This is a genomic window from Paenibacillus castaneae (assembly GCF_002884445.1).
In the GTDB taxonomy this organism is placed as follows: domain Bacteria; phylum Bacillota; class Bacilli; order Paenibacillales; family Paenibacillaceae; genus Pristimantibacillus; species Pristimantibacillus castaneae.
This window is the reverse complement of sequence record NZ_KZ614144.1, coordinates 1,843,317-1,855,225: the sequence shown is the minus strand read 5'-3', so window position 1 is coordinate 1,855,225 and position 11,909 is coordinate 1,843,317. Positions and strand designations below refer to the sequence as shown.

At 46.5% G+C, this 11,909-nt stretch carries 11 protein-coding genes; 6 read left to right on the top strand and 5 right to left on the bottom strand.

The window, feature by feature from the left end; translation table 11 throughout:
- The first annotated feature begins 44 nt into the window (after positions 1 to 44).
- Genes CEF13_RS07980 through CEF13_RS07965 form a run of 4 tightly spaced genes read left to right on the top strand, consistent with a single transcriptional unit; the run spans position 45 to position 3,343 of the window.
- Entirely contained in the window at positions 45 to 893 is an 849-nt protein-coding gene (locus CEF13_RS07980; protein ID WP_102710197.1) for an AraC family transcriptional regulator, read from the top strand.
- A gap of 26 nt (positions 894 to 919) precedes the next feature.
- Complete coding sequence (locus CEF13_RS07975) at positions 920 to 2,113, top strand: M20 family metallopeptidase (protein ID WP_102710196.1); 1,194 nt, start codon at positions 920 to 922, stop codon at positions 2,111 to 2,113.
- A 15-nt stretch (positions 2,114 to 2,128) separates the two neighbouring features.
- Positions 2,129 to 2,887 (top strand): threonine/serine exporter family protein, encoded by a 759-nt coding sequence (locus CEF13_RS07970; protein WP_102710195.1) that lies wholly within the window; start codon positions 2,129 to 2,131, stop codon positions 2,885 to 2,887.
- A 27-nt stretch (positions 2,888 to 2,914) separates the two neighbouring features.
- Positions 2,915 to 3,343, top strand: a complete 429-nt coding sequence (locus tag CEF13_RS07965; RefSeq protein ID WP_102710194.1) for a threonine/serine exporter family protein — start codon at positions 2,915 to 2,917, stop codon at positions 3,341 to 3,343.
- A 30-nt stretch (positions 3,344 to 3,373) separates the two neighbouring features.
- On the opposite strand, the gene CEF13_RS07960 is transcribed toward CEF13_RS07965, so the two are convergent.
- A complete protein-coding gene (locus CEF13_RS07960; RefSeq protein ID WP_102710193.1) occupies positions 3,374 to 4,222 on the bottom strand; it encodes a lipoate--protein ligase family protein in 849 nt (282 codons plus the stop codon).
- 177 nt (positions 4,223 to 4,399) lie between these two features.
- Here CEF13_RS07960 and CEF13_RS07955 point away from each other — a divergent pair, with 177 nt between their 5' ends.
- Complete coding sequence (locus tag CEF13_RS07955) at positions 4,400 to 5,266, top strand: helix-turn-helix domain-containing protein (protein ID WP_102710192.1); 867 nt, start codon at positions 4,400 to 4,402, stop codon at positions 5,264 to 5,266.
- Between the two features lie 25 nt (positions 5,267 to 5,291).
- On the opposite strand, the gene CEF13_RS07950 is transcribed toward CEF13_RS07955, so the two are convergent.
- The 3 genes from CEF13_RS07950 to CEF13_RS07940 all read right to left on the bottom strand — a co-directional run bounded on the left by CEF13_RS07950 (position 5,292) and on the right by CEF13_RS07940 (position 8,940).
- Positions 5,292 to 6,014 (bottom strand): response regulator transcription factor, encoded by a 723-nt coding sequence (locus CEF13_RS07950; RefSeq protein ID WP_102716272.1) that lies wholly within the window; start codon positions 6,012 to 6,014, stop codon positions 5,292 to 5,294.
- Between the two features lie 106 nt (positions 6,015 to 6,120).
- The gene (gene pnpS, locus CEF13_RS07945; RefSeq protein ID WP_102710191.1) at positions 6,121 to 7,896 is read right to left on the bottom strand and encodes a two-component system histidine kinase PnpS; all 1,776 of its coding nucleotides are present in this window, start codon (positions 7,894 to 7,896) and stop codon (positions 6,121 to 6,123) included.
- A gap of 66 nt (positions 7,897 to 7,962) precedes the next feature.
- Complete coding sequence (locus CEF13_RS07940; RefSeq protein ID WP_102710190.1) at positions 7,963 to 8,940, bottom strand: bile acid:sodium symporter family protein; 978 nt, start codon at positions 8,938 to 8,940, stop codon at positions 7,963 to 7,965.
- A gap of 118 nt (positions 8,941 to 9,058) precedes the next feature.
- Between CEF13_RS07940 and CEF13_RS07935 the strand changes: the two genes are divergently transcribed.
- Positions 9,059 to 10,201 (top strand): YfbR-like 5'-deoxynucleotidase, encoded by a 1,143-nt coding sequence (locus CEF13_RS07935; RefSeq protein WP_102710189.1) that lies wholly within the window; start codon positions 9,059 to 9,061, stop codon positions 10,199 to 10,201.
- Between the two features lie 73 nt (positions 10,202 to 10,274).
- Here CEF13_RS07935 and CEF13_RS07930 read toward each other — a convergent pair whose 3' ends face one another.
- Positions 10,275 to 11,891 carry a glycoside hydrolase family 3 protein gene (locus CEF13_RS07930; protein WP_102710188.1) on the bottom strand — a complete coding sequence of 539 codons (1,617 nt, stop codon included), beginning with the start codon at positions 11,889 to 11,891 and terminating at the stop codon, positions 10,275 to 10,277.
- Positions 11,892 to 11,909: the final 18 nt, after the last annotated feature.

The following is an 11,909-nucleotide window of genomic DNA, read 5'->3' as shown; positions in this document are numbered from 1 at the left end:
TTTATCTAAACAATATAATAGTATTTTCGCATATCTATCAAAATATGAAACTGGAGGTTTCACTAATCGATACGATGGTTTTTCCGACATTAACAGATACGGATCTGAGCCTTCCTGTCTATTTAACCAGCATTGGACATTGGAGCAATCAAGAGCCGATTGACCGTCCAGGCGGTTATCCCTTTTTTCAGTGGCTGCAGGTCGTTTCAGGGGCTGGGGAACTGCATGTGGGCGGTCAGAAAATGATTGTTCGAGCCGGACAAGGCTTCTGCTTATTCCCGAATGACCCGCATCAATATTTTGCTGTTCAAGAGCCTTGGGAGATTCACTGGCTCAGCTTCAGGGGAGAGCTCTCCAGCACACTGTTTAGACAAGCAGGCATTGTACAATCCGGTGTTTATTCCACCGCCGATCATGATATGATTGTGACTCATATGAAAAACATTTATGCGATGACACAATCCAGCCGAGCATTTCTCGGCCTTGAATGCTCTAAGCTTATTTACATGTTTTTACTTGATTTAATGAAGGTTATTCTCGTCAGCTCGCACTCTGTAGAACAGAATTATTTAAAGCTTCATCCTGTCTTTCAATATATAGAGAAGCATTATAACGAGCCAATATCCATTAAGGATTTAGCAGGTTGTTTAGATGTGACGCCGCAATATTTATGTTTATTGTTCAAGAAGGCGTTGAAGATCAGACCGATGGAATATGTAAACCGCGAACGCATCAATCGGAGCAAGGAGCTTATGTTCCACGAAAGCGACATCAAGATGCATGAAATTGCCCGCCGAGTCGGCTTTGATTCACCTAGCTATTTCAGCTCAGTATTTAGGCGAGTCGAAGGACTAAGTCCAGAGCAATTCAAAAAAATACACGGTATGCGCTAATAGAATAACATTTGGGAGGCTGCACCATGAAAAACAAACAAATCGTATATAAAGAAATTGATCATTACGCCGAGACATTTCGCTCCATATCCCGCTCCGTGGGAAACCGCCCTGAGCTTGGTCATCAGGAATTTTTCGCAGCTGAGCTGCTCTGCTCAGAGCTGGTTCGTCATGGCTTCAAGGTTGAACGAGGCATTCTCGGAATTGAAACCTCGTTTATAGCCGAGTTTGACACAGGTATGCCAGGTCCGTTGGCTGGCTTCCTATGTGAGTATGATGCCTTGCCGGAAATCGGTCATGCATGCGGCCATCACCTTATATGCTCGATGAGCGTTGCAGCCGCTGTCGGGCTGAAAGCTGCCCTGCAAGCGGGCAGCCTCGGCGGAAAAATCCGCATCTATGGGACACCGGCTGAGGAAACGCGCGGCGCGAAAGTTCCTATGGCCGCTGCTGGCCTATTCGATGATTGTGATTTCGCGTTAATGGCTCACCCCTACCATTCCTTTGAAAAATCCGGTGAGTCTCTTTCTATGGATGCGCTTCAGTTCGAATTTGCCGGGGCTTCTGCTCATGCGGCAGCAAGCCCTTATGAAGGAGTCAATGCACTTGATGCTGTGCTTCAGCTGTTCAACAGCATTAATGCGCTGCGTCAGCAAACGAGAAGCGATGCTCGCATTCACGGTATTATTGACAACGGCGGCAAGGCGCCGAACATTATTCCTGATTATGCATCCGCCAAATTTTATGTGCGCTCAGCTTCAAGAAGCTATACCAATGAGCTGACTGCGAAGGTGATGCGCTGTGCTGAGGGTGCAGCGCTCCAAACCGGCTGTACGCTTCGTGTTCACAATTATGAATACTCTTATGATGAGCTCCTTACGAACGAAGCTTTATCGGAGCAATTTATTACAAACCTCTTAGAGGCAGGCATACAGGCTGAACAAATTTCTAGCGGCAAGGATAATGGTTCACTTGATCTTGGCAATGTTTCTGTACGCTGTCCAGTAATCCATCCCTATGTGAAGGTTGTAGAGGATCGCCTTCTGCTTCATACGGAAGCTTTCAGAGACGCTGCAATGACCGATTATGCACTCGACGGCATGCTGTTCGGCGCCAAAATGCTGGCAGCCACTGCCTATGACGTATATGCGGATTCCGCACTGCTAGGCCGTATCCGCGAACAATTTGTAAAGCAAACGAAACAAGCTAATCGCAAGTAGCAAGGAGGAGAAGCCGTGACCAGCAAGCCGATTAGCAGTCAACAAATTACTCAAACCTGTTTATTAGCCGGTAAAATCATTTTGCAAAACGGCGGCGAAACCTATCGTGTTGAAGATACAATGGTCCGCATTGCCGCAGCTTACGGCATTGAAGACTCGCAAAGCTTTGTAACGCCGACCGGCATCATATTCGCGATTGATGGCTCTTCGCAAATAACGAGATTAATCCGTATTTCGGAGCGCTCAACAAATTTGAATAAGGTTTCGCTTGTAAACGATATTTCGAGACGTATCAGCAGCGGCAAGCTTCCCGTTGAGGAGGCCTATCGCCAGCTTCAAGAGGTTGATACGAATTCCTTTGTTTATCCTGCTTGGCTGAAGATTATTGCGGCAGCTATTGCAAGCGGCTGCTTTCTCATCATGTTCAAAGGGGGCTGGCAAGACTTTATACCTGTCGCCATCACAGGGGGTACCGGCTTCTGGTTTCTAATCAAGATTCACCGGATTGTACCGATCCGATTTTTTGCCGAGTTTATTACCGCTTTGCTTATTGGAACGATTTCAGTACTGCTCGTACATTATGGCTTAGGCAATAATTTGAACAAAATGATTATCGGTTCAGTCATGCCGCTCGTGCCTGGCTTGCATATTACGGCTGCTGTACGTGATTTGATGGCTGGTCATCTCGTATCGGGGCTTTCAAAGGGGGCAGAGGCATTTCTCACCGCATTTGCAATAGGGTCCGGCATAGCCGCTGTGCTCTCATTCTATTAAATATGCATCGGAGGTTTACTTGCGTTGATGATAATTGAACAGCTTCTAACAAGCTTTATCGCTTCCGCGGCCTTCGGCCTTATTTTCAATGTTCCAAAGCGGACCTTAATCCATTGCGGCGCCACTGGGATGGTCAGCTGGAGCATTTATATGATCAGCACAGAGCTATCCTTGGCAGCCATTCCCGCTACGCTCATTGCCGCATTTGTTGTTACCGTTATAAGTCAGCTATTCGCCAAGCTGTACAAAACGCCGATTATTGTATTCAGTGTCGCTGGAATAATCCCTTTGGTTCCCGGCGGCCTTGCTTATGATGCGATGAAACATGTCGTACAAGACCAATATGATATTGCGGTACAACTTGCTGTTGAAGCTTTCATGATCTCAGGGGCGATCGCCATTGGTCTTGTTTTCTCAGAAGTTATCAATCAATTAATTCGAAAAACAGATCGTTAGCTCAGCAGCTAAGTGGATGCAGGGGTTGTGTTATTCTTCGATCGCATACCTTGTCCGAAGGACATCAGCCATAGCGTGAACCTGCTCAATGGAAGGCATATCCAGCTTTGCTTCTGCTGCGCGAAGTCCCTGCTCCGTTTGCTGCGAGCGGATGATACGAGCAACCGCAGCAGCAAAGCTATCCCCTGCATTCTGGCCAATAGCCGTTAGCTCCTCTAAGCTTGCTGTGCTTCTATCGGTCACAACGGGATATTCGCCGGCTCCTTCTCCATTTGCCGCTCTATCATAAAAGGATCGAACAAGCCTTGCACGCTCTGCTCCAGAACCTTCAGCTACGACGAATGCTTGCACAATATAAGCATGTGTCTGCCTTCGCTGTGCAATACCGCAAAATTTATAGCCGTTTATGCTTAAATCAAATTCCCCTGGACAGTAAGCCCCTGCTATCTCACCCTTATCCACCTGACAGCCGTATGCTTCCAAGGCATGTCGAATCAGTCCGTACATTCGCTCGAAATCATCATGGAAATGAAAGCTGAGCGCATCCGATTTGGGCATTATTAGCGATATATTGATTACCCCTAGATCTAATGGAACGGCCGCTCCTCCTGAATTCCGCACAATAGTCGACCAGCCCATCGATTCCAACCATTGCTGCGCTGCGCCTGCTCCAGGCAATTTGCTGTCTCGCAAGCCCATTACGAACGCTTGCGGGTGCCGCCATATATGACAGATAGCCGGTCCGCCTTGGCCCGTTCTTCGGCACAGCAGCTCGTCCAGCGCAAATGGATACAGCACATCCCTTTGTGAGAAGTCATTCATTCGGTTCAAAACTAGCATATTATCAAGCTGCAAATCCTTTATATGATTCCATTCCATCTATCGTTCCCAGCCTTCTCCTGCTTATTGCAGCGCATTTCATGTTATTCTCCTTCTTATTCTACCGATAAATAAGCTTCCGTGCATCTCCTTTCCGTTTCTCCTTATTGCTAATGAGGTATGCTTTCACTACAATAAAGGTATTGTCATGTAACTAGCCAAGGGGGAAGCGGTATATTGGAAGCTGTTAACGAAAAAGTCGCATACGATAACCCGTTGCTGTCGCTGCGAGTTTTTCAGCCGTTGCGCGTTACTAGTGGATTTACAAACTGGCACTACCATAAACAGCTTGAGCTGTTACTTATTCTCGATGGTCATTTGGATGTTTATGTTGACGAGAGCAGCTTCCATCTAACAGCCGGCGACGTTGTCTTAATCGGCGCATCGGAGCTGCACCGGGATCGCAGTTCAAATTTATTAGATTATATTGTGCTTCAGTTCGATTTGGAGCAATTTTTCGATCAAAGCACGATTCCTTATATGCGCCATTTCTCAGAAACACAAATGCCTCTGAGTAAAGCCAATTATATTTTCGAGGAAAATGTAGAAGTCAAACAACAAGCCGCTTCATGCATTCGGCAAATATTAAATGAAGTTACGCTCAAAGAAACCGGCTATGAGCTGGCGGTAAGCATTCTCGTCAAGCAAATCTTATTGCTTCTGCTTCGCAATGATAGCCGTAAAGTATTAATTGAGCAGGAAAATTTCGATCGGTTGCGCTTAAAGCCTGTGCTTGATTATGTGGAGAACCATTTGACAGACCGCATTCAAGTCGAAGAGGTTTGCAAAATCGCAAATATGAGCTACTACTATTTCGTCAAATATTTCAAAAAAACGATTGGTCTCTCTTTTACGGAATATGTGAACTATCGCAAGGTAAAGTGGGCTGAGCGGATACTATTGACGAAGGATCTGAGTATTTCGGAGGTTGGCGAGCGGATCGGCATGCCGAATATGGCTCATTTCTACAAAATGTTCAAAAAATATAATGATTGCTCACCCAAGCAATTTCAACGCAAAATGCTCGTTTGGAATCGGCAGTAGCACCAAAAAAAGCTCTTACACCCTACTACAGTTTGGGAGTAACGAGCTTTTTGGGCATAACCAGCTTATAGCCGACACCGCGGATAGATTCGATTTGGACCGACTGTTGTCCAAGTTCAAGCTTCTTGCGCAGGGAGCTGACATGAACGTCAACCGTACGCTGACCACCAATATAATCAAAACCCCATACGACATTCATCAGATCATCACGTGTAATAACCATACCAGGACGCTGTACCAAATAGAGCAGCACTTCAAATTCTTTTGGTCGCAAAGGGATGGTATCATTATTCAAAATGACCTCATACTTTTCTGGGTAAATCGACAAATCTCCTGCTGTAATCACTTTCTCATTCGTTTCAACTGGCTTGCTCTCGTCAAGCTGCGTACGCCGAAGCACAGCTGAAACCCGCGCCAACAGCTCAGCAACACCAAAAGGCTTCGTTATATAATCGTCAGCCCCATGCTTTAGTCCTTGCACAACCTCTTCTTCTGCATTGCGAGCAGTCAGAATAATAACCGGTGTCCGAATACCATTCTGGCGAAGCCGATTTAATATTTCAAATCCGTTCATGCCCGGCAGCATGATGTCAAGGATAATCAAGTCAAAGGTATGCTTCAAAGCGGTTTGCAAGCCTTCTCCGCCATGATCTATAACGGTCGTTTCATAGCCCTCTTGCGTCAAATTGTATGATAATAATCGTGCTAGCGTCGGTTCATCTTCTATTACGAGCAACTTGTGCGACATGGTACCTCCAGCTTGGCAAATAGCAGCGCCGAAGCGCTGCATCTGCATATTTAAACTTTACTGCTATTTTAGCATGGTTTCGTTAAGAATAGGTAAACCTTTTTTTCTACTGCAGCACCGGAAGCTCAATAATAAACGTAGACCCTGCTCCAACCTCGCTCGTTACCGAAATGGTTCCTTTGTGCAGCTCAATCAAATGTTTGACGATGGACAAGCCAAGCCCCGTTCCGCCTGAACTGCGAGACCGTGCTTTATCCACGCGATAGAAGCGTTCAAAAATACGCGGCAAATCCTTCTTCGGAATACCGATTCCTGAATCGCTGATCACAATTCGGATATAATCCTCGCCTTTGCCTTCAACCTTTACCGACACTTTTCCCCCTTCAGGGGTATAATTGATGCCGTTCGATAGCAAATTCATAATAATTTGCCGCAGACGATCCTCATCGGCTTCAGCATACAAGCCCGGTTCAATGTCCATGCTCAGCTTTATATGCTTACGAGCGGCTTCCGACTCCATTAATTTAACCGATTTAGATACAAATGAGTCAATTTCAATGGGAGAAAAAATAAGCGGCACACGGCGCGATTCGATTTTGGACAGCTCCAATATATCGCCAATTAATCGGTTGAGCCGATCACTTTCATCAAATATGATTTGCAAAAAGGATCTCGCCGTTTCCTCATCATTAACAGCCCCGCCAAGCAGCGTTTCCGCAAAACCTTTAACTGCAGTAATTGGCGTCTTCAGCTCATGAGACACATTGGCTACGAATTCGCTCCGCATCCGCTCAAGTCTTCTTATCGCCGATACATCCTGCAGCACAAGCAGGACGCCAGAGAACTCATTTCCTTCCGGATGAATCGGTACTAAATTAAGCTCCAGCAGCCTCTCTTCCGGAAAGTAGAAATTAATCTCCTCGCGAAGATGCTCCTTGCTCTTCAAGCCTTCTTGAATCATTTGCGAAAGCTCATACTGCTGCTTTGCTTCCGCATAGTGGCGACCAACGAGATCTTTAGCCAAAATGCCCAGCACTTCCTCGGCACGTCTATTCATCAGCACGATCTTCCCATCGCGATCAATCATGACAATTCCGTTAATCATATTATCAAGCACGCTTTCCAGCTGATTTTCATTTTGCTGAATGCGCGTCATCTGAACCTGCAAGCTGTCCGCCATTGCATTTATAGCATGGCCAAGCTCGCCGATCTCACCTTTCCTAGCTACCTTGACGCGCGCCTGATAGTCCATATTTTTAATTCGTTTCGCAACCTTCGTAATCTGATCCAAGGGCCGCGTTAAGCTTAAAGCGATACGATAGCTGATTAATGCTGCAATTAGGAAAAGAATTAATAAGCCGATAAGCAGCACCATAGACAGATTTCGAATGCTTTCATCGACCTCGCGCAGGCTCATGGCAAGCCTTATAACGTATGGCGCCTCATTAGGCACCACCTGCACTGGGATCGCTACATAAATCATGTTTTGCTTAACCGTCTCACTAGAACGAATGGCTCTCCCCGTTCCGGACTCAAGCGCTTCCTTAACTTCCATACGGCTCAGATGATTGCCCATTTCCTTCGCATTTCCATCGGAATCGCCAAGAACAACACCATCATTGCGAATGAAAGTGACGCGAGCTCCCGTATACCCCTTAAATTCCTTAGCCTCGTTCATATAAAGCGTATAAAGGGATGATAATTCGCCTGTTTTCCATGTCATTTTTGCTGAGATGATCCTCATCTCTCTAATCATGTTATCTTCAAGCGCGTTTATATGATTTTCTTTAAACGTCTTGACCATAAATATTCCTGCCGCACTTACCGACAATGCGATCATTGCGATCATAATAAGGGTCAGTCTGGTGCGGAAGCTGTTCATCTGCCAATTTCCCTCCTTGTTTCACAATTAATTACAGATAACGTTCAGACGTCATTTCTACTTTATTTATCGTACATGCGGTGCTGCTGTTTCGCCAGCTTTGTTTTTATTAATTTTTTGTAAATAATAATGATGCAATGTTGCGAGCGGCTGCTGAATGAGAATCGATAATACGACCGGAACAGCGGCCAGTGGACTGAAATAGCCAAGCGCAAGCACGATGCCAAGCGAAATATTGCGCATGCCTGTCGCATAAGACACTGTCACTTGCTGCTCGTAGCTGCGCAGTGGAGCTGTCCCAATGAAACCTAATGCGTAGCAAATACCTACTAATACAACAACAAGCGGCACAAGCACCAGCATATCCTCCTTCAACTGCTCCAAATGCGGAGCGATCGCTGATGCATTAAGCGAAACAACCGCAACAAAACAAAATTTAGATATCGGTGCCGCATAGGGCTGGACGGCACCTTGAATGCGTCCGCGGCTAATTCCATTGAGCGCGACACCGATTACGGTAGGAAGCACAATAATTACGAGCAAATCCACGATAATAGGCCATGCCTTCACCTCAACTGCCGAATCAAAAAACAGTTGAATGCCCGTCGGCACGACAAGCGGGCTGAGCGCTGAATCAAGTACGACCATGGCGAGCATAAGCGGTACGCTTCCGCCCGACATTCCTACCCATAGAACGGTTGATACCCCTATTGGAATAATCGTGAACAATACAAGCCCTACCACATAGGGGGAATCGGCTCCAAATACCAGCACTCCAATACCGTAAGCTGCTAGCGGCGATATGACATGCGCTATGACGAAAGTAAGCACCATAATGCCCGGTCGCCGCATAACCTCGCGTAATTGTCCCAGACCGCAGCCAATCGCCATCGTCAATGTTACATATGCGAATAAATAAGGAACGGTTTCAATAAATGGCTGAAGCTGAGGAGCGAATACGAATCCAAGCACCAAAGAGCTCGGTATAATGATAAACATCCATTTTTCAAAAATCCGATTAAATGCCAAACCAAACTCTCTCATCTATTTTCCCCTCGTTTACCTCGTCTAGTCGTTTTTGTCCATAAGCTTTATAATAGCATAGACAGAACTTACCTTGAACGGAAACTCCAGCATTGAGTCAAGAAAAGGGGAAATTCGAATGAAAAACGGCAAATTCACGAATACCATAATCCGTATGCAGTATGTACCTAGATGGAGCGAGCACGCACCGCGCTTCGAGGACAGCGCCTCCAGCCATAGCTTTAGATGCGCTGCCTTATCCCTATTGGTCGGTATTATCGAAGAAAAAATTGTGCATCGCTCCGTCGATAAATTAAAGCTGCTCGCTAGATGCCTATGGGCAGACCTCAAAAACACCGGAACAGGCTCTATCAAGCACATTACAAAAAAAGAATCGCTCGTTATGAATCATATAAGGGACTTCGAAACCGAGCTGAGCAAAGAAATTGTATCCTATCTGTCTAAATCTCTGCAGCCAGCTGCCTTCGATTATATTGTGAATGCCCATGACGATTCCGATATCGGGCGTTTAGTTGATGCCATCGATACGTTAGACGCTTTTTTATTCTGTCATCGCGAGGCAAAGTCCGATACTAACCCTTTTTTTCACGCCAAATATGAAGAGCTGAAGCTTCAGCTTAAAAGTACAGAGCAGCAATCGATCCTTTGGCTGCTGGAGGAATACGAGAAAGAAGAAGGCGTATATGAATTTATTCAATATATTATTAATTTGGACACGGTAAAAAGATGGAACGGTAACTATAACCTCGTGCCAGATAACGATGCAACGCACTCTTTTCGGGTAGCTTCGCTCGCCTTGTTTAACGGCATGCTCGAAATCGAGCGCTTCGGGAACAATAGCATTGATCTGTATAAGCTTCTTGCAAAAGCTACGCTGCATGATTTGCCTGAAGCTCTTTCTGGCGATGTCGTAAGCAGCTTCAAGCATAATAACGCGGAAATTAAAGAAGCATTCCAACAATACGAGCGTGAAACCGCTCAATTAATGGTCAATAAACTGCCGAAGGAATTTCATGCAGACATGACGGAATTCATCGTGGACAGCAAATCAGATGATTACGAGGGTGAGATGGTAGATATTGCGGATAAGCTCGATGCGCTTATTAAAACAAGCCTGGAAATGCGAAATAATCCCCATTATGCTGATACCTATTACAACCAGCTTGTGAAAATCCAGCATCAGTACGAGAATCCTTGTGTCGTATTTTTCTTAGCCTACATTTTGCATGACTTAACCTATACTAATCTGATTGGACAGTAGTTTATACAGAAAAAGGCCAACCAGCATCTCTGGTTGACCTGATCATACGGTGACTGCCTTAAAGTGATACCCTTTAACCGCTCACTGCTGCACTCCAGCCAAATGGGTAAGCAGCCGAAATTTCCAGCGGCAGCGTACCTACAGGATTCAAGTCTCCCAGCAATGTTCTTGCGGCTGAGGAAAGCGCTAAAGGCCGGCATTCATACACAGCAATATAGGTATTCACATCGGGGTAAAGCAATAAATCAAGTGGATTGCGAACCGATACGGCTACTGTACGATCAGGAGCCAGGCTTACAACCTCACGTGCAATATTACGCTCCAACTCATGCTTGGACGCATCATAGGTAACCACGATGATCTGTGCGAATTTCTCCAAATCAGCGAGCGGATCAGCATCACTCATCTGACGCTCAACGACATTCGCCCCATATTGGCTAAGGAAATAGCCCAGCGTTCCATCTCCTTGGAGCATCTCATCCGCTACCGATACGGGGACGATGTCCGGCCATAGAACAAGCGTGCTTTCCGCACGGTTTAAAGGCAGCAAGCCTCCATCATCCTTTACGAGAGTGACCGAAGCTTCACTCCACCTTCTGGCCACAGCTTTATTCGCTTCCGTACCAATCATCGATTCCACCTGCGCCCAAGGCAGCAATGGCTCCTCAAGCATAAGCTTCTCCTTGAGCCTCATGATTCGATCAAGCGCCTCGTCAATACGCGCTTCGGCAAGCTCACCGTTCTCCACAGCAGAGGCAACTGCCTCTAAAGCAGCCCATTGCTTCTCAAACGTATGACTAACAAGCACCATGTCCGCGCCTGCTTGAAGCGCCATGATCGCTCCCTGCTCCGGGCCATAGTTTTGATCGATCGCATCCATCTCCAAGCAATCCGTTACAACAATTCCTCCATAGCCAAGCTCCTTGCGCAGCAAGCCCGTTATTACAGGCTCTGATAAGGTTGAGGGCACTCCGGATGGATCAAGCGCAGGCAAGCAAACATGAGCAGTCATTATGCATTCCGTACCCGCTTCTATTGCAGCACGGAACGGCTTCAGCTCAATTGATTCCAGCCGTTCGCGTCCATGAAGCAGAATAGGCAGCGCATGATGGGAATCAACCGCCGTATCGCCATGTCCCGGGAAATGCTTCACAGTCGCCGCCACCCGCGCTGATTGATATCCGGCAACAGCGGCTGCGCCAAGCTCAGCCACTACGTCCGAGCGGTCGCTGTATGAACGAACATTAATGACGGGATTATCTGGATTATTATTCACGTCTATGCAAGGCGCATAATTCATCGTAACACCTAGATAGCGAAGCTCTTCCCCGCAAATGCGCGCAGTTTCTCTTGCTCCCTCTGCTTGGCCGGCCGCTCCCAGAGCCATATTCCCCGGCATAAGCGTTACACCGTCAACAAGCCTCGCAACCATGCCGCCCTCTTGATCGATAGCTATGAATAAGGGAGGATTTCCTGCGTTTTTCGTGATGCTTTGAAGCTCTCCGCTCAGTTTATGCACCTGCTCTGCATTTCTAACATTGCGAGTGAAATAGATCGTACCGCCAATACCATTTGTTTCGATTAATTGTTTGATTCCCTCGCTTGGCTCGAAGCCGTGAAAGCCAAATACGAATAATTGTCCGACCTTTTTCCTAAGGCTCCAGCTCTGCCATTCCCGCTTGGTGCTCATTTGCTTCCTCTCCCATCT